Annotated in this window: 20 protein-coding genes; 8 read left to right on the plus strand and 12 right to left on the minus strand. The window is 65.3% G+C overall.

Annotated features, from left to right (window positions below; all coding sequences use genetic code 11):
- Both Q0602_RS20920 and Q0602_RS20925 read left to right on the plus strand, forming a co-directional pair.
- A partial coding sequence (locus Q0602_RS20920; RefSeq protein ID WP_298847704.1) for a YbaY family lipoprotein occupies nucleotides 1–296 on the plus strand: 296 nt, incomplete at its 5' end.
- 87 nt (nucleotides 297–383) lie between these two features.
- The gene (locus Q0602_RS20925) at nucleotides 384–1,376 is read left to right on the plus strand and encodes an aldo/keto reductase (protein ID WP_149437142.1); all 993 of its coding nucleotides are present in this window, start codon (nucleotides 384–386) and stop codon (nucleotides 1,374–1,376) included.
- Nucleotides 1,377–1,398: 22 nt separating this feature from the next.
- On the opposite strand, the gene Q0602_RS20930 is transcribed toward Q0602_RS20925, so the two are convergent.
- Nucleotides 1,399–2,292, minus strand: coding sequence for an NAD-dependent protein deacetylase (locus tag Q0602_RS20930; protein ID WP_298847707.1), 894 nt, complete (start codon nucleotides 2,290–2,292; stop codon nucleotides 1,399–1,401).
- Between the two features lie 86 nt (nucleotides 2,293–2,378).
- Here Q0602_RS20930 and Q0602_RS20935 point away from each other — a divergent pair, with 86 nt between their 5' ends.
- The 3 genes from Q0602_RS20935 to Q0602_RS20945 all read left to right on the plus strand — a co-directional run bounded on the left by Q0602_RS20935 (nucleotide 2,379) and on the right by Q0602_RS20945 (nucleotide 5,503).
- Nucleotides 2,379–3,464, plus strand: coding sequence for a diguanylate cyclase (locus Q0602_RS20935; protein ID WP_298847710.1), 1,086 nt, complete (start codon nucleotides 2,379–2,381; stop codon nucleotides 3,462–3,464).
- 44 nt (nucleotides 3,465–3,508) lie between these two features.
- Complete coding sequence (locus Q0602_RS20940; protein ID WP_298847712.1) at nucleotides 3,509–4,423, plus strand: nuclease-related domain-containing protein; 915 nt, start codon at nucleotides 3,509–3,511, stop codon at nucleotides 4,421–4,423.
- Between the two features lie 105 nt (nucleotides 4,424–4,528).
- Entirely contained in the window at nucleotides 4,529–5,503 is a 975-nt protein-coding gene (locus Q0602_RS20945) for a sugar kinase (protein WP_298847714.1), read from the plus strand.
- On the opposite strand, the gene Q0602_RS20950 is transcribed toward Q0602_RS20945, so the two are convergent.
- Nucleotides 5,500–6,057: a hypothetical protein gene (locus tag Q0602_RS20950; RefSeq protein WP_298847717.1), complete on the minus strand. Its 558-nt coding sequence runs from the start codon at nucleotides 6,055–6,057 to the stop codon at nucleotides 5,500–5,502. The genes Q0602_RS20945 and Q0602_RS20950 overlap by 4 nt on opposite strands.
- A gap of 31 nt (nucleotides 6,058–6,088) precedes the next feature.
- Complete coding sequence (locus Q0602_RS20955) at nucleotides 6,089–7,714, minus strand: sodium:solute symporter (protein ID WP_298847719.1); 1,626 nt, start codon at nucleotides 7,712–7,714, stop codon at nucleotides 6,089–6,091.
- A gap of 211 nt (nucleotides 7,715–7,925) precedes the next feature.
- On the opposite strand from Q0602_RS20955, the gene Q0602_RS20960 reads away from it, so the two are divergent.
- Nucleotides 7,926–8,825, plus strand: a complete 900-nt coding sequence (locus Q0602_RS20960; RefSeq protein ID WP_298847721.1) for a hypothetical protein — start codon at nucleotides 7,926–7,928, stop codon at nucleotides 8,823–8,825.
- On the opposite strand, the gene betT is transcribed toward Q0602_RS20960, so the two are convergent.
- From betT to Q0602_RS20975, 3 genes are all read right to left on the minus strand, one after another.
- The gene (gene betT / locus Q0602_RS20965; protein ID WP_295038151.1) at nucleotides 8,788–10,851 is read right to left on the minus strand and encodes a choline BCCT transporter BetT; all 2,064 of its coding nucleotides are present in this window, start codon (nucleotides 10,849–10,851) and stop codon (nucleotides 8,788–8,790) included. The two genes, Q0602_RS20960 and betT, sit on opposite strands and share 38 nt — an antisense overlap.
- A gap of 587 nt (nucleotides 10,852–11,438) precedes the next feature.
- Nucleotides 11,439–12,773 carry a deoxyguanosinetriphosphate triphosphohydrolase gene (locus Q0602_RS20970; protein ID WP_295038153.1) on the minus strand — a complete coding sequence of 445 codons (1,335 nt, stop codon included), beginning with the start codon at nucleotides 12,771–12,773 and terminating at the stop codon, nucleotides 11,439–11,441.
- Nucleotides 12,774–12,913: 140 nt separating this feature from the next.
- Nucleotides 12,914–13,777 carry an oxaloacetate decarboxylase gene (locus tag Q0602_RS20975; RefSeq protein WP_295038155.1) on the minus strand — a complete coding sequence of 288 codons (864 nt, stop codon included), beginning with the start codon at nucleotides 13,775–13,777 and terminating at the stop codon, nucleotides 12,914–12,916.
- Nucleotides 13,778–14,072: 295 nt separating this feature from the next.
- On the opposite strand from Q0602_RS20975, the gene Q0602_RS20980 reads away from it, so the two are divergent.
- Nucleotides 14,073–15,182 carry a cobalamin-independent methionine synthase II family protein gene (locus Q0602_RS20980; protein ID WP_298847724.1) on the plus strand — a complete coding sequence of 370 codons (1,110 nt, stop codon included), beginning with the start codon at nucleotides 14,073–14,075 and terminating at the stop codon, nucleotides 15,180–15,182.
- A 27-nt stretch (nucleotides 15,183–15,209) separates the two neighbouring features.
- Here Q0602_RS20980 and Q0602_RS20985 read toward each other — a convergent pair whose 3' ends face one another.
- From Q0602_RS20985 to glnA, 5 genes are all read right to left on the minus strand, one after another.
- Entirely contained in the window at nucleotides 15,210–16,958 is a 1,749-nt protein-coding gene (locus Q0602_RS20985; protein ID WP_298847726.1) for an alpha-amylase family glycosyl hydrolase, read from the minus strand.
- Nucleotides 16,959–17,086: 128 nt separating this feature from the next.
- Nucleotides 17,087–18,496 carry a nitrogen regulation protein NR(I) gene (glnG, locus tag Q0602_RS20990; protein ID WP_295038165.1) on the minus strand — a complete coding sequence of 470 codons (1,410 nt, stop codon included), beginning with the start codon at nucleotides 18,494–18,496 and terminating at the stop codon, nucleotides 17,087–17,089.
- Between the two features lie 108 nt (nucleotides 18,497–18,604).
- On the minus strand, nucleotides 18,605–19,648 hold the full coding sequence (glnL, locus tag Q0602_RS20995) for a nitrogen regulation protein NR(II) (RefSeq protein WP_298847729.1): 1,044 nt from the start codon (nucleotides 19,646–19,648) through the stop codon (nucleotides 18,605–18,607).
- A 155-nt stretch (nucleotides 19,649–19,803) separates the two neighbouring features.
- On the minus strand, nucleotides 19,804–20,391 hold the full coding sequence (locus Q0602_RS21000; RefSeq protein WP_298847731.1) for a DUF4124 domain-containing protein: 588 nt from the start codon (nucleotides 20,389–20,391) through the stop codon (nucleotides 19,804–19,806).
- A gap of 147 nt (nucleotides 20,392–20,538) precedes the next feature.
- Entirely contained in the window at nucleotides 20,539–21,945 is a 1,407-nt protein-coding gene (glnA, locus tag Q0602_RS21005) for a glutamate--ammonia ligase (RefSeq protein WP_149437114.1), read from the minus strand.
- A gap of 425 nt (nucleotides 21,946–22,370) precedes the next feature.
- On the opposite strand from glnA, the gene Q0602_RS21010 reads away from it, so the two are divergent.
- A complete protein-coding gene (locus Q0602_RS21010) occupies nucleotides 22,371–23,360 on the plus strand; it encodes a polysaccharide deacetylase family protein (protein WP_295038179.1) in 990 nt (329 codons plus the stop codon).
- Nucleotides 23,361–23,408: 48 nt separating this feature from the next.
- Here the strand turns inward: Q0602_RS21010 and Q0602_RS21015 are convergent, their stop codons facing one another.
- The gene (locus Q0602_RS21015; RefSeq protein WP_298847735.1) at nucleotides 23,409–23,978 is read right to left on the minus strand and encodes a nucleotidyltransferase family protein; all 570 of its coding nucleotides are present in this window, start codon (nucleotides 23,976–23,978) and stop codon (nucleotides 23,409–23,411) included.
- Nucleotides 23,979–24,358: the final 380 nt, after the last annotated feature.

The raw sequence follows: 24,358 nt of genomic DNA on the forward strand, positions 1-24,358 counted from the left end.
AGCCGGTCACGTTGCCCGAATCCGCGGTGCTCGAGGTCCAGCTCAAGGACATTTCCACCGGCGACGTACTGGCCAGCAGCCGCTACGAACAGCTGGGGCGGCTGCCGATTCCGGTCACGCTGCAGTATGCCGCCGAAGCGATCGATCGCGACGATCTCTATCGCCTCAGCGCGCAGATTCGCGACGACGACCGTATCCTCTATCTGAATCCCGATCCGGTATCGGTTTTCGGCGCCGGTGACGCCGCCGAACCCGACATCCCGGTCACGACCACCGGCGCGGCACCGACTCGCTGAAGAAACCACCCGCCGAAGGTACGGCTTGTGGTGGACGGGCTGGCACCTCACCCTGTAAATCTTCGATTCATCACCAAGGAGGGCAGGATGGAAACACTGACATTACCGGGTACGGATATCGTCACCTCGCGTATCGGCCTCGGTACCTGGGCCATGGGCGGACGCATGTGGGGCGGCACCGACGACCCCAACGCGATTCGCACCATCCACGCCGCCATCGACCGGGGCGTCAACCTGATCGATACCGCCCCGGCCTATGGCTTCGGCCACTCGGAGGAAGTCGTCGGCAAGGCGGTTGCCCAGTCCGACCAGCGCGACAAGCTGGTACTGGCGACCAAGGCCGGCCTCGAGTGGTACGACGACAACAGCCTGGCCCGCAATGCCACCGCCAAGCGCCTGGAGAAGGAGCTCGACGACTCGCTGCGGCGACTGAAGACCGATCATATCGATCTCTATCAGATTCACTGGCCGGATCCCCTGGTCGAGCTCGAGGAGACCGCCACGGCGATGGCGCGCTTCCACCGCGAAGGCAAGATTCGGGCGATCGGCGTGAGCAACTTCTCCCCCGAGCAGTGCGACATCTTTCGCCGGTCGGCGCCACTGCACACGCTGCAGCCGCCCTACAACCTGTTCGAGCGCGATATCGAAGGCGAGATCCTGCCTTACGCCGAGGACAACGACCTGACCCTGCTCACCTACGGCGCGCTCTGTCGTGGGCTGCTCACCGGCAAGATGCACCCGGACTACACCTTCAGCGGCGACGATCTGCGCAACAAGGATCCCAAGTTCCTGCCGCCGCGCTTCGCCCAGTATCTGGCCGCCGTCGACGCGCTGACCGAACTGGCCCGCACCCGCCACGACAAGAGCGTGCTGGCACTGGCGGTGCGCTGGATCCTGGATCGTTCGCCCAACATCGTCGCGCTGTGGGGCGCCCGCAAGCCGGAACAGGTCGACCCGCTGGGCGACATCACCGGCTGGCGTCTGAGCGACGAGGACATGGCGGATATCGACGCGATTCTGTCGAAGCAGGTGAAGGACCCGGTCGGCCCGGAGTTCATGGCACCGCCGACGCGCCAGTGAACGCCCGGTACCACTGGCGACATCAGAACCCGGCCTCGGCCGGGTTCTTGCGTTCCGGGGCGTTGCCGCGTCGCCGCCGTTCCAGCTCGTCGACCAGCGCCGTCAGCGTCGGCCCGATCGGCGCCGCGATCTTGAGCGCGAACAGCTCATCGGCCCGCGTGGTGCCGAGATTGACGCAGGCGAGCGACTTGCCGTCCCTGGCCGCCCGACGGGCAAAGCGAAACCCGGAATAGACCATCAGCGACGACCCGATCACCAGCACCCCCGAAGCCGCCTCGAGGGCATCGAAGGCCCGTTCGACGCGGGCCCTGGGGACGTTGTCGCCGAAGAACACCACGTCCGGCTTGAGAATGCCGACATGACAGCGATGACAGTTCGGCACCACGAAGGTCGAAAAATCGTAGCCATCGAGATCGGCATCGCCGTCCGGCCCGACCTCCGCGGTCAACGCCAGCCATTGTGGATTGAGGCGGGAGAGCTCGTCGTGGAGCGCATGGCGCATCATCGTCGCGTCGCAGCGCAGGCACTTCACCACGTCGGCCTGCCCATGCAGATCGATGACGCGACGGGCACCCGCACGCTGATGCAGGCCGTCGACGTTCTGGGTCACCAGCGCGGTGATGCGCGACTGCCGTTCCAGCGCCGCCAACGCCCGGTGCGCCTGGCCGGGATGCGCGTTGGCCAGGGCACGAAATCCGACCAGGCTACGCGCCCAGTAGCGCTGCCGAACCCCGTGACTCCCCATGAAAGCCTGATGACTGACCGGCGGCGGCCGCTTCCAGTCGCCCCGCGCATCGCGATAGTCGGGAATGCCGCAGTCGGTGCTGACGCCGGCGCCAGTCAGCACGAACAGTCGCGGGTGGCGCTCGACGAAATCGACCAGCGCCGCGAGATCCGGAATTGACTCTTTGGACATGCTATTTTCCGACGATCGATGTTAGATATGAAAGATACGATTCGTTGACACAATATAGGCGTCTTCGACGCCGGATGGCTGCCGACATGCCCGATACGCCTCTGGATCCCGTGGTCGACAAGCGTCTCAGGGGCATTCGTCTCGCTAAACGCATCTACGCGCCACGGACCCTTGGGCTCCTGATCGGCGGACTGTGCATCGGCAGCGCGCTCCACGAACTGCCGACGCCGCCCTGGGTCTGGACGCTGTGGGCACTGCAGATCCTGCTCTGGTCCCATCTCGCTTACTGGCGAGCGAGGCACCACGCCTCACCCTATCGGGCCGAACGTCAGAACCTCGGCATCGACAGTCTGCTGGGCGGCTTCTGGACGGCAGCCATGCATTTCAACCTGCTTCCCACCGTCGTCGTATCGACGATGATCAGTCTCGATAACATCGCGGTCGGCGGGATACGCATGGTGCTGCGGGGTTTCGGCCTGCTGGCGGCAGGCGCGCTGATCGGCATGTGGTTGATCACCCCGGGCTTTCCAGGCGTCGTACCGTCGGTGGCCGTGCTGCTCTGCAGCCTGCCGATGATCATCGTCTACCCGCTTGCGATCGGCTACATCACCTATCTCCAGGCCCGCCAGCTCAGCCGCCAGAAGACGACACTGATGGAGTTGAGCCGCTCCGATGGATTGACCGGACTGTTCAACCGCCGATTCTGGGAGGATCAGGTCGCCGCCAACCTGCCGACCGATTCGCCCGCCACGATCGCGCTGCTCGACCTCGACCATTTCAAGCGCATCAACGACGAGCATGGCCACGGTGTCGGCGACCAGACGTTGCGCACGTTGGCTGCGCTGCTCCGCCAGTCGTTTGGCGACGACGTGCTGCTGGGACGTTATGGCGGCGAAGAGTTCGGCCTGTTGATGCCGTCGACCACGCTGGATCAGGCCACCGCCGCGATCCAGCGGTTCCAGCAACGGCTGGGGCGCTACCCGCCGCCGCCGCCGCTCTCCAGAATGCCCACCTGCAGTGTAGGCCTGGCCGCCAAGAGCCCGCTGATGACGAATCACGAGCAGTGGCTGCTGCTGGCGGATCAGGCGCTCTACGCGGCCAAGCATGCCGGACGCAACCGGATCTGCATCGACGGCGCGCCAAGATCGCAGACGACGCTCGACCTCGGCTAGAATGGAGCCTCTTCCCGCCCACGCCACTGCAAGGACAACCGCTCATGGCCTGGTTGGAGTACGTGCTGCCGCTGATCTTTCTCGCCCCGCTGGGCGCCGCCGCGCTGGTGGCGATCACCCTGCGCGACGTGCAGACCGTCGGCCTCCGCTCCCCGCACGACGGCAAGCCGATCCGCGAAATCGCCCAGGCGCACCGGGACCGGCTGGAAAAGGCGCGCATGGTGTTCTTCCTCGATGCCACGCTGGCGCCGACGCTCACCCTGATGCCACTGGTCTACGGCATGGGCCGGATGCTGTTCGCCGAGGAGCAGAGCTGGCTGGAGTGGTCGCTGTACGGCGTGGTCAGTACCTTGCTGGCGATGCTGTTCTGCTTTTTGATCCTGCGCGACGTGCAGCGAGTGCGCCGCCTGACGCGCAGCCTCGCCTGTGAACTGGCGGTGGGACAGGCCCTTGACCACCTGATTCGTCCGCTGGCCAAGCCCTACTTCGTGTTCCACGACTTCCCCGCCGACTCCTACACCATCGACAACGTGCTGGTGACGCCGCAGGGCGTGTTCGTGATCCAGACCGTGGCCCGCGAATTTCCGCTCGATCTCGAGGGCCGCCCCATCAACACCGTCTCGGTGGAGAGCGAGCGGCTGCGCTTTCGCGGCTGGAACGAGCGCCAGGTCCTGCGCAAGGTCAGGCTTTCGACGGTCTGGCTACGTCAGTGGCTGGCGCGTCACGCCAAGTTGAGCGTGCCGGTGAGCGGCATACTGGTGCTGCCCGGCTGGGAGATCGATGACGAAACCGAGCATCTCGGCGACAGCCGCGACGTCCGGGTGGTCGATGGCGCCGATCTCGCCACCCAGTTGGGCACTGCCCAGGGCGAAGCGATCGACGACGCCCAGCGCCAGCATCTGGTGGAGATCCTGAACGGGCGCTACCAGCGCGTCGAGAACAAGCCACCGCCCCAGTGACATCTCCGGGGCGACGTTTCGCAGCGGCTCCCCGGATGCGACTGCCCCACTATCCTTTCACGTCACGTTTTCGACAAAGCGTGCTTGCACCCACGAGGAGACGCCATGCCCCGTTCCGATACCCGCACCGATTACGATGTCCTGACGTTTGGCGAGGCGATGGCGCTGTTCATCGCCGACGATCAAGGGCCGCTGGATCAGGTGACGAGATTCCATCGCCGCACCGCCGGTGCCGATACCAATGTCGCGATCGGACTGTCGAGGCTGGGCTTCGACGTTCGCTGGCTAAGTCGGGTCGGCGCGGATCACAACGGCACCTTCCTGCAGCGAGCGCTGGAGGCCGAAGGCCTCGACTGCCGCCATGTCCGGCACGACGCAGCGAACGCCACCGGACTGATCTTCAAGGAGCGTGCCGTCGACGGCGCCGATCCCCACGTCGAGTACGTCCGCCGGGGCAGCGCGGCCAGCCACCTGAGCGTCGCCGACGCCAGTGATGTCGAGCTGGAGCAGGCCCGCCATCTCCACGCCACCGGTATCCCGCCCGCCATCTCCGATTCGGCGCGCGAACTCTCCTTCCACCTGCTGCGCCAGGCTCGCCGCGCCGGGCTGTCGGTCTCGTTCGACCCCAACCTGCGTCCCAGCCTGTGGTCCAGCGAAGCGATCATGATCGAGACCCTCAACGCACTGGCCGCGGAGGCCGACATCGTGATGCCGGGCCTCGGCGAGGGCCGCTTGCTGACCGGCCGCGAGACGGCCTACGACATCGCCGGCGACTACCTCGACCGGGGCGCCAGGGCGGTGGTGATCAAGCTCGGGCCGGAAGGCAGCTATTTCCGCACCGCCGACAGCGAAGGCACCGTCGACGGCTCGCCCGTCGCGCAGGTCGTCGATACCGTCGGCGCCGGCGACGGTTTCGCGGTGGGCATCGTCAGCGCGTACCTGGACGGGCTGGACTGGCACGCGGCGCTGCATCGCGGCAACCTGATCGGCGCCCGCCAGGTCCAGGTGATCGGCGACATGGAGGGCCTGCCCAACCGGGAGCAGCTGGTCGCCATGGAGCGCAGCGGCGACGCCCGCTAGCCGGGAACGCGATCGTCATCCGGCGTCGATGGCCGACCGCTGTCGGCCTCGACGCGCGCCCGGTCGCGAAGCCCGGCCAGCACCGCCGGCTTGAGGGCACCCAGCGCCTCGCCGGAGAGGCCGCTGAGAACGATCAGCCTGGCATGGCGGCCCGACCGCCCTGGCGCATATCCCAGCCACAGTGGAAATTCGACCGGGCGCAACGTCGCCGGCATGACCCGCAGCGCCCAGCGCCGCGGCCGGGCCAGTCGCTCCCACAGCCACCAGCGCTCGAACTGAGAGAGCGTCGGCGGTCCACCGCCCTCCAGGACCAGCGCGCCGTCGCTTTCCGCCGGATGGGGGGGCAACGCCCCCGCCATCAACATGGCTCTCGGCAGATTGTCGGCCGCCAGCAGCCAGGCCAGCGCTTCTCCCGTCTCACGGCCGATCCCCAGTGCCCACAGCGACAGCCACGCCGGCTCGAACCGCTCGGCACCGTAACGCCGCAGCCTGGGCTCGGCGGCGGCGGCTCCCAGTCGCCGAGGCAGTCTCGACGCCGGCGCCGTCGTGGCCACCTCCGGCCTCGTCCGCCGCGGGTCTTCGCGATCAGCCATTGGCCCAGGCCTGCAGCAGCCCCAGTGCGGCCAGCGACACGAAGAACCAGAGGATCAGGCCGAGACAGCGTCGCCGCGTCAGGCGCGCATCGCGACCGATCTCGGCGGCACCGGCGCTGCGCCCCTTGAGGATCGCCTGCATGTCGGGCGCGGTCTCGTCGATCACCACGTCCGAGAGCTGCGCGGCCGACGGTGCCGGCGCGGTCAAGCTCACGGCATAGCCGACGACGACCGAGACGATCAGCCCCACGAAGTTCTGGTAGAGCCAGGAGACATCGGTCTGCGAGACGGCCCACACCGCCGCCATGCCGACGATGATGCCGCTGACCGCCCCTCTGCCGTTGCTGCGATGGCTGAGCACGGCCAGCAGGAAGGTTCCCAGCAGCGCGCCGTAGAACCAGGAACCGATGCGGTTGACGGCTTCGATGACCGGGCCGAGATTACCGGCGAAGAATGCGAACGCGGTGGCGTAGAGCCCCCAGAAGATGGTCGCCCAGCGCGACGCCTTGAGGTAGTGCTCCTCGTCGGCGTCGGGCCTGACGTAGCGGGCGTAGAAGTCGCGCACCGTCACCGCGGAGAGCGAGTTGAGCGCGGAATCCAGGCTCGACATGGCGGCCGCGAAGACCCCGGCGATCACCAGCCCGGTCACCCCGACGGGAAAGGCGTTGACCACGTAGCGCGGGAACAGTTCGTTCAGGTTGTCCGGCGCGGTGAGACCGTGCTGCTGGTAGTAGGCGGCGAGCATCACGCCGATGAACAGAAAGAGCAGCATCTGCGGCACCAGCAGATAGCCGCCGATCAGCAGCGAGCGCTGCCCCTCGGCGATCGAGGGGCTGGTCAGCACCCGCTGGATCTGGCTCTGGTCGGTCCCGAAGTAGGCGACGTGCATGACCACGCCACCGATCAGCCCCGCCCATAGCGAGTAGGTCACGGTGGGATCGAGCGACAGGTCGATGGTATCGAACATGCCGTTGGCGGCACCGTAGGCGAACACGTCGCTCCAGCCACCGGGCAGGCTCGAGACCATCAGTACCATGCTCAGGATCGCGCCCAGCCACAGCACGAACATCTGGATCACGTCGGTCCAGATCACCGCGCTGATGCCGCCGAGCACGGTATAGCTCACCGCGATCACCGCCATCAGCACGATGGTCAGATCGACGCTCCAGCCGGTGACGACCGAGAGCACCAGCGCCGGGGCGTAGAGCACCACGCCGGTGGCGAGGCCGCGCGCGACCAGAAACAGCAGCGCCGCCAGCGATCGGGTCAACGCCCCGAAGCGACGCTCGAGCAGCTCGTAGATGCTGTAGATGCCGGCACGATGGAAGATCGGCACCAGCACGACGATCAGCACCGCCATCGCCAGCGGCACGTTGATGAAGGTGGCCAGGCGCTCCAGACCACCCTCGAAACCCCAGCCGGGCGCGCCGATGAACGTGATCGCGCTGGCCTGGGTCGCCATCACCGACAGGCCGATGGCCCAGCCGGGAATCTTGCGACCGCCGAGAAAGTAATCCTGCGTGCTCTCCTGATCCTTGCCAAAGCGGGCTCCCACCCAGGCAATCCCCACCACGTAGACGATCAGAACAGCGGTATCCCACCAGGTGAAAGCGCCCACATCCCGTCCTCGCTTTTTTGTTATCGACAAAATTGAGCGTAGCACGTCGCTTTCGTCGCGCTTGGCGGCGTCACGGGCGAAGTCCCTCGCGCGATATCAGAAGCCCGCCCATTGAGGCCTCGAAGAACTTGCCAAACCGCCGAAACGGCCCGATGATAGCGCGCTTTTTTCCTCCATCGCGCCAGCGTGCTGGTATCTCAAGAGGTATCCGATGCGTCTGATCTCCTTCGACGTTTCCCGCACCCTGCACATTCCCGGCGTGCGCTACATCAAACCCGAGCGCATGTACGATCATCTCGACGAGATCCAGGCCGCCGACTGGCTCCTGTTCCCCAGCTACTGGCAGGTCAACACGCTGCTGCACGCGATGCACAAGCGCATCTTCCCCTCGCCGGCCACCTACTACCTGGGCCACGACAAGGTCGAGCAGACGCGCGCCTTCCAGGCCATCTGCCCGGACAACATCCCGCGAACCGCGATTCAGGCCAGCACCTGCCACGGTATCGATACCCTCGAGGCGGAAATCGGCTACCCGATGATCGTCAAGGAGATCCGCAGCGCCCGCGGCAATGGCGTGCACCTGCTCGAGAGGCGACGCGAACTCGAGGCGCTGGCCGCATCCCAGGAGGTGCTGTACGCCCAGACGCGTCTTCCCATCGACCGGGACCTGCGCATCGTGTTGATCGGCGACCGGATCCTCGCCAGCTACTGGCGTGTGACGCCGCCGGGGGGTTATCGCGCCAACGTGGCCCAGGGCGGCACGATCGACCATGAGGACATTCCCCCATCCGCGCTGGCACTGGTGCAGCGCGTGGCCGCACGGCTGGGCGTCGATCACGGGGGATTCGACGTCGCCATGGTCGGGGATCACCCCTTCCTGTTCGAGTTCAACCGCCTGTTCGGCACCCAGGGAATCACCGACCCCGGCAGGACGACCGCTACCGCCATCGTGGAGTGGCTCTCCCGCAGCCAGAACACGCCTGCCGCGAACGACGCCGGCGTCGAGGCGGAGCCGAACAAGAATGACCCCGGCCAGGTGGCCGGGGTCGTGGTCAGCGGAACGCCAAGCGATCTCAGCCTGGCGGCTGTTCCGGACTGTCGGGCATGTTGATGCTGCCCGGCTCTTCGCGATTGAGGTGCAGGAACTGCAGATGGCGCTCGTACTGGTCGAGAATGTCATCGATGACCTGCTCGCGGCTATAACCCATCAGGTCGTAGCCCTGGCTACCCTCCAGCAGGTACACCTCCAGACGATAGTAGCGACTGCTGCTGCGCGGTGTTCGCATGGCAAAGGACGGCGTCGAGAACGGATGCGTCCAGATCTGGTAGGCGAAGTTCTGCTCGCTGCCGAGATCGACGTAGAGCGACAGGTAGTCGTCGCCGTTCTGCGTGCCGGTGCTGATGTCGACCTCGACGCCCTGCTTCATCAGTTCCTCGCGCACCGCTTCCATCGCAGGCCGCCCGGTCTCCTCCAGGAACTGCTGGGCCTGCTGGCGATTGGGGAACGACATGGCCCGCTTGAGCCGGGTCTTCCAGTCGTGAGCGCGATCGCGACCGCCGGCGGACATGCGTCCCGACAGCGAGCCGGAGAGGCTCAGGCGGTGGCTATCCTCCTTGAACGCCTCGACCTTCAGCGCCTTGTAGAGCCCCGCAATCATGAAGAACAGCACGATCGAGAAGGGCAACCCGGTGATGACCACCGCGCTCTGCAGCGTCGACAGGCCACCGGCCAGCAGCAGCGACAGGGTCAGCACCCCGATCACCGCCGACCACAGGATGCGCATCCAGATCGGTGCGTCGCTGTTGACGTCCTTCAGCTTGGAGGTGAAGTTCGACAGTACCAGGGCGCCCGAATCACCGGAGGTAACGAAGAACACGATCGCCAGGATACTGACCGCGATGGTCGAGATGACCGGGAACGGATACTCCTGCAGGAACAGATAGATGCCCGCCGGCGGCGTGTTCATGACCTGCTGGCCGAAGTCCGTCGCACCGTTCATCGCCATGTCGAGGGCGCTGTTCCCCAGGATCGACATCCAGATCATCATGAAAGCGATGGGCAGCGTCAGGGTACCGGCCACGAAGGTTCTGATGGTACGACCGCGAGAAATACGCGCCAGGAACAGACCGACGAACGGGCCCCAGGCAATCCACCATGCCCAGAAGAACAGCGTCCAGGCGTTGAGCCAGTCCGTCGGCTGGTCGAAGGCGTAGGTGTCGAACGACATCGAGATGAAACCGGAGAGGTAGTCGCCGACGTTCATCACCAGCGCGTTGAGCAGGAACACCGTCTTGCCGGCGAACAGCACGAATAGCAGCAGCGCGATCGCCAGCAGGATGTTGAATTCGGAAAGACGTCGAATCCCCTTCTCGACACCGGTCACCGCGGAAATCGTGGCGAACAGCACGATCATCAGCACCAGGATGGTCTGGGTCCAGGCGCTTTCCGCGATGCCGAACATGAAGTTCAGCCCATAGTTGAGCTGGATGACGCCGATGCCGAGACTGGCCGCGATGCCGAACACCGTGCCCAGCACGGCGGCGATGTCCACCACGTGACCGATGGGGCCGTAGATCTTCTTGCCGAAGATGGGGTAGAGCGCGCTGCTGATGGTCAGCGGCAGGTTGTGCCGATAGCTGAAGAACGCCAGCGACATGCCCACCAGCGTGTAGATGCCCCAGCCCGACAGGCCCCAGTGGAGGAAGGTCAGCTGCATCGCGTGACGGGCGGCGGCCACCTGGTCACTCGGCGCATTGGGCGCGTTGTAGAACTGGGTCAGCGGTTCCGCCAGGGCGAAGAAGATGACCCCGATGCCGATACCGGCGGAGAACAGCATCGCCGACCAGGAGAAGATATTGAAGTCTGGCCTCGAATGCTCCGGCCCGAGGCGAATCTTGCCGAAGCGGGAAAAGCCCACGAACACCACGAAGGCCAGGTAGATGACGACGGTCAGAAAGTAGTACCAGCCGAAAGTGTTGGAGATCCACCCCAGCAGCGCGTTGATGATGCCGTTCGCTTGCTCGGTAGCGATCATCGCCCACAACGAAAAGGCGACGATGCCGATGACCGACCCATAGAAGACGACTGGATTCAGCCTGTCCTGGGTCGTGGAATTATTATCGGGACTTGTGCTCATGCGGCTCCCATCATGGTCAGATAGTTTGCGTTGACGAGCATCGGCGCCCCTGACGGCTGACATGACCTGCCGGGGCGCAGGGCGTTCGAGGCCCTTGGCTCGTTTCCGTGTTCCCGCCGCGAGGCCATCTGGCCTCGAGTTGAGTTAAGTCGACTTCGGTCGTTGAATCCAGCCATGCCTTCAACGGAAGCGTCGCCCCACGCCGTTGCCCTGCCGCGCCCGGGATCAGGTCATGGAACCGCCGGCCCGCGCGTCGCGCGTTCTTCAGGTAACGATGCCGACGCTGGCGTCTGAAATATGGCTCATCGCCGGGTAAAAGCGAGGCTGGTTCTCCCGCGGGCAGTGGCGACGTTGGCCAGCGGCCGGAATCGGCCACCGCTCCGGTAGCTCTCGATGCTGACACCCGATGCTGGCACGCGATCGAAATCGATTTTTTATTAATTAACCGTTCAATTAAAATACGGCGTTATGAGTCCACTTTCAACAGCCACACTCAACACTCGCACGCCGCGATGGTCCGATGGGTACCAGAAACGACGACGTCGGGCGCGGGCCCGACGACGAGAGGAAAAAAGCGGGGGGAGTGCTCAGTCTCCCTTCAGGCGCCCGCCCATCTCCTGGGCCAGCTCGACCGCGTAGTGGTCGGTCATGCCGCCGATGAAATCGAGCATTCGACGATAGCTGTCGTAGAGCGGCCAGTTCGGCTTCGGCGTGTTCTCGCCGATCAGCGCGAGCACTCGCTGGTGCTTGAAGGAGGAGTGCCCGGTGTGATGCAGCTCGTGGGCCGCCCCGATGAAGGCCTCCAGCAGGATACCGAGCGTGGTATAGGCCCCGATCTCCAGCTTGGCCTTGCGCTCGTTCTGGAAGATGCGCTCGCGGGCCAGCTGCTTGGCCGAGGAGACGCCCCAGGTCAGATCCGGATGACAGAGCTCGAGCAGATCGTCGTTGAGGGTGCCGTTGAGCAGCGCTTTCTCGTGCTGGACGAAGACATCGCCGACTTCGTTGACCGCCCGCTCCATCGCCGCACCGCGCAGCGCCGCGATCCGCCGACGCTGGGACACCCCGTCGGCGGCCATCTGCTCGTATCCCGCCGGCGGCTCGCCGGCAATCTGCAGCAGCACCTGGGCGACCTCTTCGTAGCGCAGGATACCCATCTCCAGGCCATCCTCGAGGTCGAGCAGTGCATAGCAGATATCGTCCGCCGCCTCGACCAGATAGGCCAGGGGATGGCGGCACCACTTGGAACCATCGACCGACTTGAGCCCGAGCCGCTCGGCGACCTCGACCAGCAGGTGCTTTTCGGACTGGTAACAGCCGAACTTGCCCATCTGGCCGCCGTGCTCCACCGTCCACGGGTACTTGAGCAGCGTACCCAGTGTCGCGGCGGAGAGCCGCATGCCGCCGCGAAACTGGTTGTACTCGATCTGGGTCACGATCCGGAAGCCCTGGGCGTTCCCCTCGTAGGTCAACAGGTCCCGGCGCTGCGCCTCGTCCAGCCCCTCCAGCAAACCGCTCCCCTGCGCCTCGGCCCACTTGAACCAGTCGCGAATCGCGTACTCGCCGGCGTGCCCGAACGGGGGGTTGCCGATGTCGTGCCCCAGGCAGGCCGCCTGCACGATGACGCCGAGATCGGCGGGCGTGACCCAGCCCGGCAGGCTGTCGCGCAGCTGCTCGCCGACGATCATTCCCAGGCTACGGCCGACACAGCCGACCTCGATCGAGTGGGTCAACCGGGTGTGGATATGATCGTTGTCGGTGAGCGGATGGACCTGGGTCTTGCGCCCCAGGCGCCGAAACGAGCCGGAGAAGACGATGCGGTCGTAGTCCTTGTGGAACGGACTACGCCCGATTTCACCACGCGACGTCCGGGCATCGTGCAGCCGGACGGGATCGAGCAGGCGCTCCCATTGCATGACAGTCATCGTGGTCTCCGGTTGTTGGCGATCGTCAGTCTCGGGGTTCGTGTCGCAAGCTTCAAGCGAAGCCAAGCGGGTCTGGCTTTTTCTTCCCGCTTCCAGGCGCGAAGCGCCGCTCTGACAGCTTACCGCTCCCCGAAGGGGCCCTACTCTTTCACATCCATGTACTCGCGGGCCCAGATCCGATACTCCTCGAGCGTCGAGTAGCGCGTCGACAGCCGCGAAGCGTCCAGGTCGTTGGTGGCAATGTCGCGCTGCTCGCGCAGGCAGTCATAGGTCGCCTTGATCGCGGCGAAGTAGGCAGCGTGACCGTTGACCACGATGCGCACCCCGAGCCTGGCCAGGCGCGCGCGGTCGCGCAGCGCCGGGTTGTCGTAGGTGACCAGCATCAGCGGTACCGTCAACGGCGCCGACAGCTTCTCGAGATGCTCGAAGTCCCTGACGCCGACCAGGCAGATGGCATCGACGCCGGCCGCCTGATAGGCCCGGATGCGGGCGATGGCAGCGTCGTCGTCGAGCTGGCCGGCGTTGGTGCGGGCGATGATCGACAGCGCCGGGTCGATCCGCGCCTCGAGTGCCGCGCGCATCTTGCCGACGCCCTCCTCGACGGGAATCAGATCGGTCGACTTGTGCCCGTACTGCGCCGGCAGCAGGGTGTCCTCGATCGTCAGCGCGGCGACACCGGCCCGCTCCAGTTCGGTGATCGTGCGCATCACGTTGAGCGCGTTGCCATAGCCATGGTCGGCATCGGCGATCACCGGCAGCCGCGCCACGCGGCCGATCCGGGTCGCCTGCTCGACGAACTCGCTCAGGGTGATCAAGGCGAAATCGGGCGCCGCCAGTACCTGCAGCGAGGCGACCGATCCCCCCAGGATGCCGACCTCGAAGTCGAGATCGGCGGCGATGCGAGCCGACATCGGGTCGAATACCGACGCCGTGTAGTAGCACTCGCCGCTGGCAAGCAGTTCGCGGAAGGCGTTGCGTAGATCATGCTGCGAAGGGGTCGTCACGGGACACTCCTGTTCTTTACCCCGGCGTTCGAACTTGGGGCGCGATGGAAAAAATCCCGGCCGATGCCGATGGCACGTCGGTGAATGCGTCGGCGGGGGCCGACAATCCTACCACTAAAGTTTGAGATCGCGACGCCGGCACGACCGGCCGCGAACCTCACGATGAATGATGCACATGGTCAGCTTGAACTGGCTTCATTGGCCGAACGGCCGCCCAGCCCGCATCATTGGCGACCTCGGTATCGACGCTCGCCGCTGACCCGCATGGCGAAGTCCCAGAACAGGAGACACATTCATGTCACAAGCGCATCCCCCATTCCGAGCCGATATCGTCGGCAGCTTTCTGCGTCCGCCGGCACTGAAGGAGGCCCGGGCCCTCTTCCACCGGGGCGATATCGACGCCGCGGCGCTCAAGGCCGTCGAGGATCGGGAAATTCGCCAGGTGGTCGAGCAGCAGCAAGCCGCCGGCCTCGAGGTGGTGACCGACGGGGAGTTCCGGCGCGCCTGGTGGCACTTCGATTTTCTCGAGCGGCTCGATGGCGTCACCGGCTTCACCGGTGACCAGGGCATCCAGTTCCAGGGCGTGCAGACGGGTGCGAAACAGATCCGGGTCGACGGCAAGGTCGGCTTCGACGATACCCATCCGATGCTGGATCATTTCCGCTACCTGGCCAGCGTCGCCAGCGTCATGCCCAAGATGACGATCCCCAGCCCCAGCGTGCTGCACTTCCGCGGCGGCCGCAAGAAGATCGACAGCGGCGTCTACCCCAGCCTGGACGCCTTTTTCGCCGATACCGCCGACGCCTACCGCGACGCCGTTCGCGCCTTCTACGACGCCGGCTGTCGCTACCTGCAACTGGACGACACCGTGTGGGCCTATCTCTGCTCGGAAAAGGAGCTGCAGGCGGCCCGGGACCGCGGCGACGACCCCGATCGACTGCAGGCGATCTACGCCGAGATGCTCAATCACGCCCTGGCCGACAAGCCGGACGATCTCCACGTCTCGCTCCACGTCTGCCGCGGCAACTTCCGTTCCACCTGGATCAGCGAAGGCGGCTACGAGCCGGTGGCCGAGACGCTGTTCGGCAGGGTCGGCGTCGATGCCTGGTTCCTGGAGTACGACAGCGATCGCGCCGGCAGCTTCGACCCGCTGCGCTTCGTCCCGGAGGGCCATCAACAGGCGGTGCTGGGGCTGATCACCACCAAGGTGGGCGAGCTCGAGGACCCGCAGGCCATCAGAGCGCGTCTCGACGAAGCGACACGGTTCGTCGACAGGCGTCAGCTCTGCCTGAGCCCGCAGTGCGGCTTCGCCTCCACCGAAGAGGGCAACGAACTCGCCGAGCGGGCACAGTGGGACAAGGTGCGCCTGGTGGTCGACCTGGCCCGCGACTACTGGGGCGGGTGAAACACTGACGAGGCCCGGCGCGCGGGCTCAGCCCTGCCGCGCGCCGCCCTCGTCCTGCCCCATCAGCGATCCCAGCAGCCGGCTGAGAAAGCCCTTGCGCTCGGGGTCGGGCTCCTGGTCAATCAACGCCCTCGGATCGATGCTGCTTCTGTCGATATGCACGAACGCCGCCTGGAAGGCAGGCAGGGTCAGCCCGCCACTCTCCAGACGCCCCGTGAACCCGGCCTGATAGACGATCTCGCCGGCACCGGCGGGCAGGGTGGTGAAGCGCGACTCGCTGGTGAGATTGAAGACCGCCAGGATCGCCTGGTCCCGGGAGACCCGCAGCCAGCCCAGCAGTTCGTCGTCGAAGTCGCTCAGGATCAAGGTGCCGTCGACCATCGCCGGCTGCGACTTGCGCCAGTGCAGGAAGTCGCGCGTCACCCGCAGCGTGCTCCCCGCATCGGCGAGCTGCCGCTCCACCGACAGCTGGCGATGGTGGCCGTCCACCGGCAGCCAAGGCTCCATCGAGGTGAAGCCCCCGTACTCGCCGCTGGTCCAGGGCATCGGCGTACGGCAGCCGTCACGCCCCTTGTAATCCGGCCACAGCGCCAGCCCGTAGGGGTCGACCAGCCGCTCGTAGGGCACGTCCGCTTCCGGCAACCCCAACTCCTCGCCCTGATAGAGGCAGATGCTGCCGTAGAGCGAGCAGAGCATGACCGTCGCGACCTTGGCCACCAGCGGCCCGTGCTGCTCCAGGTTTTCGTGCTGGGTCCAGCGCGATACGACACGCATCACGTCGTGATTGGAGAGCGCCCAGCAGGGCCAGGCGTCGCCGGCGTAATACTGGAAATGCTCGATGATGTCGCGCAGCCGCTGGGCGCTGAACTCGGCATCGAACAGGTCGAAGGTGTAGGCCATGTGCAGCCGATCGTTGCCGATGGTGTACTCGACCATGCGTTCCAGCGGACGATCGTCGGAGATCTCCCCCACCGTCATGGTGCCGGGGTACTCGTCCATCAGTGAACGCAGTTCGCCCAGGAAACCGAGATTCTCCGGCTGGCTGATATCGAACTGGTGGCGCTGCATCGAATAGGGGTTCGATGCCGGTACGCTGGGCGTCTTGAGCTCACCGCTGCCGAGGGCCGGATTGTCCTGCAGCGCCAGGCTGTGAAAGTAGAAATTCGAGGTGTCCAGACGGAAACCGTCGACACCGAGATCGAGCCAGAAACGGGCGTTGTCGAGCTGCTCCTTGCGCACCGCCGGATTGTGGAAGTTGAGATCCGGCTGGCAGGAGAGGAAGTTGTGCAGGTAGTACTGGCGGCGCCGGCTGTCGAAGGTCCAGGCGCTGCCGCTGAAGAAGGAGAGCCAGTTGTTGGGCGGCGTGCCATCGGGCTTGGGATCGGCCCAGACGTACCAGTCGGATTTCTGGTTCTCCCGCGAGCTGCGACTCTGGATGAACCAGTGGTGCTGATCCGAGGTGTGACTGAGCACCAGGTCGATGATCACTTTCAGTCCCAGCCCGTGGGCCCGCTCGAGCAGCATCTGGAAATCGTGGAAGGAGCCGAACATCGGGTCGACGCCGCGATAGTCGGTGACGTCATAGCCGAAATCCTTCATCGGCGAAGGAAAGAACGGCGAAATCCAGATCGCATCGACACCCAGTTCGGCCACGTAGTCCAGTTTCGCGGTGATGCCGGGCAGGTCGCCGATGCCATCGCCGCGGGCATCCATGAAGCTTCTGGGGTAGATCTGATAGATGACGCTGCCACGCCACCATTGGGTCGAATCGGACATGCGAGTCCCCGTGTTGGTGTCATCTATTTCACGCCGGTGACGATCGGCCAGCGACGACGACGCCCGGCCAGGCATGAGAGCCAGCCCCAGGCGCCATTATCAGCCTAACGTTACTCGAGCGTCGGACGCTACTCGTCCGCCAGCGCCGGCAGCAGCACTTTCACCTTGCGCGTCAGGGTATTGCGCCCCCATCCCAGCAGCTCGGCAGCCTCCCCCTTGCGCCCGCCGGTATGCTTCAAGGCGGTCTCGATCAGGATGCGTTCGAAATCCGGCACCGCCTCCTCGAGCAGGTGCGTGTGCCCCGAGGCCAGGGCCCGATCCGCCCACTCGCGAAACGCGTTGCGCCAGTCACCGCTTGGCGCCTCGGTCCCCTCGAGCTCGCGTAGTTCCGGCGGCAGGTCGTCGACCAGTACCTCCCGGCCGGACGCCATCACCGTGAGCCAGCGACAGGTGTTCTCCAACTGGCGCACGTTGCCGGGCCAGGGGAGACGCGTCAGATGCGTCTCGGCGTCCCTGGTCAGAACCTTGGGTTCGGCCGAGAGCTCCTTGGCGGCTTCGGCGAGGAAATGCTGGGCCAGCCGCGGAATGTCCTCGCGGCGCTCCGACAGACGGGGCAGGTGAACGCGAATCACATTGAGACGATGGAAGAGATCCTCGCGAAAGCGCCCTTCCGTCACCAGTTTCTCCAGGTTCTGGTGGGTCGCGGCGATGATCCGCACATCGACCTTGACCGGCACGTGGCCGCCGACCCGGTAGAATTCGCCATCCGCCAGCACGCGCAACAGCCGCGTCTGCGTATCGGCGGGCATGTCGCCGATCTCGTCCAGGAACAGCGTGCCGCCGTCGGCCTGCTCGAAACGCCCGCGCCGCTGGGCGGCGGCGCCGGTGAAGGCGCCCTTTTCATGGCCGAACAGCTCCGACTCCATCAGGTCCTTGGGGATCGCCGCCATGTTGAGCGCGATGAACGGATGGCCACTGCGCGGGCTGTGCTGGTGCAGTGCCTGGGCGACCCGCTCCTTGCCGGTGCCCGACTCTCCGTTGATCAGTACCGTGATGTGCGACTGCGACAGCCGGCCGATGGCGCGAAAGACCTCCTGCATCGCCGGCGCCTCGCCGATGATCTCGGCGGAGAGCCCTTCCGGCATCGCCGCCGGCGAACGCCGCTCGCGGGCGTGGGCAACGCCTCGTCGCACCAGCGCCAGCGCATCGTCCACATCGAACGGCTTGGGCAGATACTCGAAGGCGCCGCCCTGGTAGGACGCGACCGCGCTATCCAGGTCCGAATGCGCCGTCATCACGATCACCGGCAGATCGGGATGCATCTCGCGCACCCTGGCCATCAGGTCGAGACCGTCGAGCCCCGGCATGCGGATGTCGGTCAAAAGCACGTCCGGCGGCTGCCGCTCGATCGCTTCGAGTGCCGCGTCGGCACGTTCGAAGGATTGCACCTCGAGATCCGGCTGTGCCAGCGCCCTTTCCAGGACCCAGCGGATCGCACGATCGTCATCGACGATCGCGATACGGGCGACTTCAGTCATGGCAGTTCTCCAGCAGAACGGTGAATCGCGCGCCTGGCGGCGTCGGCGTGGCCCGCGCGCTCACCCTGGCGGGCCTCCACGCACGCAGCCAAGAGTGGGCCGACACGCTCACTGTGGCGCCTCGAAAGGGATCAATAACCGGAATTCCGTGACCCCCGGATGGGGTTCGCACTCGATCAGGCCCTGGTGCTGGTGCAGGATCGACTGCGCGATCGACAACCCCAGGCCACTGCCCTCCGCACGCCCGGAGACCATCGGGAAGAACAGGGTCTCGCGAATGTGCTCGGGAATGCCGGGGCCGTTATCCACCACCGCGACCTCGCACACCAGGCGGTGGCGCTCGGCACCGAGGGTGAACTGACGGCGAACGCGAGTCCGCAGCAGCAGGCGCGGCTCGGCGGTACCGAACTCCTCCATCGCCTGGACCGCGTTGCGCGCGATGTTGAGCACCGCCTGGATCAGCTGCGCCTCGTCGCCGACCAGATCCGGCATGCTGGGATCGTAGTCGCGCTCGAAGCGCAACCGATGATGCTCCACCTCGAGCAGTGCCCGCACCCGCTCGAGCACCTTGTGCACATTGAAGGGTTCGTGACGCACCAGCGTGTTGGGGCCGAGCATGCGGTCGACCAGATCCCGCAGACGGTCCGCCTCCTCGACGATGATCCGGGTGAACTCGGTGAGCTGCGGGTCGGGAAGATCGCGCTCCAGCAGCTGCGCGGCGCCGCGGATTCCCCCCAGCGGATTCTTGACCTCGTGGGCGAGACCGCGCATCAGTACCTTGACCGTCTCCTGCCGCGCGATCAGGGCCTCCTCCCGCGAGATGCGGAGCAATCGATCCCGCGGCTCGATCTCCAGCAGCAGCTCGCGACTGGTGATCGGTGTCGCGGTGAAGTCCACCGTGATCACGTCGCCGGCGCCGAGCACCAGCGCCGCTTCCCGCTGCGTGTAAGGATGAAACTCCTGCATCGCCTTGAACAGGACCTGGCGAACGCTGCCGTCCTCGCCATTCAGGCACTCCAGCCACTGACCGACTACACGGGGCCGGCTGGCGGCGAGCAGTGCCTCGGCCGCCGGATTGAGCCAGCGCACGTGGAGCCGCTCGTCGAGTAGCAGGACGGCGGTCGTCAGGTGCTCCAGCAAACGTTGATACATGCGTCGTTCCATCGTGGTGATCCGGTATGTGCTTATACAGTGCAAAAACCGCGCCACTCCCCAATTTTGCCCACCTGCGAGGAGGTCCCGATGAAAAGCGGGATTTCATTCACCAAAATAGTGCAAACGCTAAAGGCTATGCCTGCGGATCGGGATTACCCATGCGGTCGGGACGACTTTCCACGATCGGGATTATTGGGATTGGCCGGCAGGTTGACGCTGGCACGCTGCACGTAGAGGGTCACCGGCGGCGTGGACAGCCGCACCTGTCCTCGAGCATCGACCAGCTCGGCCTGAAGCCGATGCTCGCCTCGCGACAATTGGCTCAGCACGAAGACGCTGGTGTGCATGGGCGACTGGCTCACCTTGTCGTCCACCCTGAGCTGGACGCGGTCACCCCGCTGCAGCGCGGGCTCGATCGCCAATTTCACCTGGACGGTTCCCGCCTGTCCGGTCGGCAGCGTCTGCTGGTCTCCCGGACTGGTGATCACGAAACGCTCGTACTCGACCGCAGCCGCCTCGGGCGCGACCGAACGATGAGGGTTCGCGCGTGTCTCGCCCCCGGTGGGGTCGACCACCGTGATCGGCTTGAGATCGACGCGCGTGCCCGCCCCCGGCTCGTCGCTGTAGACCACGTTACCCGCAGCGTCGACATGTCGATAGACCGGCGCCGCCATCACGGGCGAGGCGGCCCAGACCACCAGGCAAATCGATATCACCGATACCATCGTCCCCATTTGCATCAGCGCCAGCTCCCATGTCGATCACCCTGTTATCGGCCGGCGGCCTCGCCCCTTCACCTGCCCGGTGGCCCTTTCGCGGAGACCTCCTCACGAAAAAGCCCCACCGAAGTGGGGCTTTCCGTCAGGCCTGGGAGCGGGATTCGATCCTCAGACGCTGTAGTACAGGTCGAACTCGACCGGATGCGTCGACAGGCGCAGGCGCTCGACGTCTTCACTCTTCAGCTCGATGTAGGCATCGAGCATCTCGTCGGTAAAGACGCCACCCTCGGTCAGGAAGGCGCGATCGGCATCCAGCGCTTCCAGTGCCTGGTCGAGGCTGGTCGCCACGGTGGGCACCTTCTTGCCCTCTTCCGGCGGCAGGTCGTACAAGTTCTTGTCCATGGCGTCGCCAGGATGGATCTTGTTCTTGATACCGTCGATACCGGCCATCAGCATGGCCGCGAAAGCCAGGTACGGGTTGGCGGTCGGGTCGGGGAAGCGGCACTCGACGCGCTTGCCTTTCGGGCTGGCGGTATAAGGAATACGGATCGAGGCAGAGCGGTTGCGCGCGCTGTAGGCGAGCATGACCGGCGCTTCGAAACCCGGCACCAGGCGCTTGTAGGAGTTGGTCGACGCATTGGTGAAGGCGTTCAGGGCGCGTGCATGCTTGATGATGCCGCCGATGTAGTACAGCGCCATCTCGGACAGGCCGGCGTACTCGTCACCCGCGAACTGGTTGGAGCCATCCTTCCAGAACGACTGGTGGACGTGCATGCCGGAGCCGTTGTCGCCCACCAGCGGCTTGGGCATGAAAGTGGCCGTCTTGCCGTAGGCGTGAGCGACGTTGTGCACCACGTACTTGAGCTGCTGCACCTCGTCGGCCTTCTTCACCAGCGTGTTGAACTTGACGCCGATCTCGTTCTGGCCGGCATTCGCCACTTCGTGGTGATGCACTTCGACTTCCTGGCCAACGGCCTGCAGCGTGTTGCACATGGCGCTGCGGATGTCGTGGAAGCTGTCGACCGGCGGCACGGGGAAGTAACCACCCTTGACCCGCGGACGGTGCGCCAGGTTGCCACCTTCGACCTGACGGTCGGTGGACCAGGCACCCTCTTCGGAAGAGATCTTGTACATGGAGCCCTCGATATCGGACTTCCAGTGCACCTCGTCGAAGATGAAGAATTCGGGCTCCGGGCCAAAGAAAGCGGTGTCGCCCAGGCCGGTGCTGGCCAGGTAGGCCTCGGCACGCTTGGCGATGGAGCGCGGATCGCGCTCGTAACCCTGCATCGTTGCCGGCTCGATGATGTCGCAGCGCAGGATCAGCGTGGAGTCTTCGGTGAACGGATCGAGGAAGGCGGTGCCATCTTCCGGACGCAGAATCATGTCGGACTCGTTGATGCCCTTCCAGCCTTCGATGGAAGATCCATCGAACATCTGGCCGTCCTCGAAGAATTCCGCATCGACGGCGCTGGCAGGAATCGTGACGTGCTGCTCCTTGCCCTTGGTGTCGGTAAAGCGCAGATCCACCCACTTGACGTCGTGTTCTTCGATAAGGGCGAGGGTTTTCTCAGACATGTTGTCCTCCACTGTGAGCCATGGCTCGATTCGTTGGCGAATATCCAACACCGTTTTGTGGCGTGCGTGTTTTGTAGCACGAAGTCGGCGCTCTTGCCCACGCGCACACCGTTTTTACATGACCATGCAGAGAATGTGCCAAAATGAGGCAAGGCGCAGCAGGGCGTTAATAAGCGTTTGATAAGCATGATGTTATCGAGGGGACAGCGGGCCGCGGCGGGCGCCACCCCGTGCATCATCATCGATGAGCCGAGGTTTCAGACCGCCAAAAGCACCAACCTGGTGCATACACTTACCCCTCTGCACCAAAAGAGAAAGCGGACAAATCCTCTCCGGAACCTTTGCCGAAAATCGATAGGCAACGGATACTGTGGGCAAAGGCCATGTTTCGATGGCGACCGATGACTCGAGTGATGGAATGACCCATGCCTAGGCTGGATCGCACACAGGATGTGGTACAGCGCCTACGCGGTCACTGGCGTCTCAGCCTGAGTGAGCCGTTGTGGGGTCGAAGCGCCATTCTCGCGATGAATCGCGTGCTGGACGATGAAGCCGAGGCCCGGTTGCCTCATAGAGCCGGCTGGTGCCTGGGGCCGGACAGCTTTCGTCAGTTGCTGGAGAGCCTCAGCGAGAGCGCGCAGATCGTCAGCCTGGAGAGCGTGCTGCAGCTGCATCACGACCAGCTGCCCCGCATCGCCCTCACCTTCGACGGCGGCTGGCGCGATACGCTGAAACAGGTGTCGCCGGCCCTGGAGCGGCTGGCGCTGCCGGCCAATGTGTTCCTGCCCTGCCCGGTCACCCAGCGCGCCTGGAGCTCATGGCACGAGGCCATCGGCGAAGCCCTCTGGCGCGACGAGACGGCCGACCACGCAAGGCGACTGCTCGCCGAAGCCGGCCTCCCGGCACCGCCCACCGTCGGCACGCACCGCGATGAGCGCTACAGTCAGGCGATCCGGAACTACATCGCCGAGCTCGACCAGTCGCAAGACGCCACCGCGTTGCATGCGGTCGCCTCGGCGCTGGATGCCGATCCGGCATTCGCCGACGAAGCCCTGGACGCCTTCAGCATCCGCCGTCTGGAGCAGGGAGGCCTGTTCCGCTTCGGCAGCCTGATACCGCCGCATGCCACGACGCAGGACGTCTCCGCCCTGATACAGCTCCGTGAAAGCCAGCACCAGTTGGCAGTCCTCTGCCGTCACCCGCTTCGCATCGCCACCAGCGCCTCGGCGCATGCGGACGAGGGCCTGGCTCGATTGGCGGCCAGCGCCGGCATCGAACGTGTGCTGACGCACAGAACGGGCTGGCTCGAGCCACCGATCGACACGGTGCTGCTGCCGCGCTTCGCCATTACGCAGCCGGTCGCCAACAGCCCGGGGAGACTGTTCGACTGGCTGCTGGGCAATCTGCCCTCGTAGAGTCCTTCCCAGAGTCCCTGTCACAGCGTCCCTGTTACAGAGTCCCTGTCAGAGCCCGCGAAACTCGAGCCCTGGCCAGCGGCGCTGCCACCCCTTGGCAACGACGCGCTGCCGAAACACCTCACTATCGCCGTGCCGCGGATTGTGCGTCACCCGACCCGAGAGCAGCGAGGCGGTGCCAAAGGGTGCCGTCAGGCGAATACGGCCATCGTCGTCGAGCGTCACCGCCACCGCCGTTTCACACTCGACCCAGACGCTCAACGCTTCCTCTATGGAGGCGTAGGGGCGATGCCCGTGACGCCGGTGCATCCGCGCCTGGTTCTTGACCGACCAGGGCAGCGGGGCAGCGCGCCGGAGCGCGCTCTCGTGCGCCCGGTCGATGCGTACGCTGGCGTGGGAGGCGTCGAAATAGACGAGATCGATATCGTTCAGCGGCGTCGCTGGCGAATAGCCGTGCAGCCGATCCCAGACCAGATTGCGCACGAAACCGGCGGCCAGCCACCAGTCGGGGAGACGCAACGCGCGCGCCTGGCGCAACACCTCCAGGCGCCAGGCGTCGGCACGAATCCATTCGATGATTCGTTCCGCGCGCTCCCGTTCCCCTTCCTCCGGAGACATGAAACCCTCGCCTTTCAATGGGTTGGCCCGCCGCGTTCAGGGCCCTTGGCCCAAGCCCGTCGCGGCGGAATCGTCGTCGAAAAACTCTCGAATGGTACCGATAGACTAAAGTAGCCAGTGTCGCGCGCTTGCCTGTACAATGCGCGCCCGACCCTCCTACTCAGTGCCCAGGGGACTCGTCGATCCAGCGCTAGAGCGCGGATCATCGACTTAGGGGCTGTCGGCGTTTCATGCACGGCCGCGCCGGAGCCAGTTATTGTGCGGGGCAAGGCGTGAGGAGCGTAGTTTGGTCATTCCAAATGAATGACGAATAACGCAGCACCACGCAAAAACTGGCCCGGCCCTTCGGGTTGCGCGGCAAATGGCGCCATGCGGCGTTG

Origin of the sequence: uncultured Salinicola sp. (assembly GCF_937921195.1) — a bacterium.
Lineage (GTDB): Bacteria > Pseudomonadota > Gammaproteobacteria > Pseudomonadales > Halomonadaceae > Salinicola.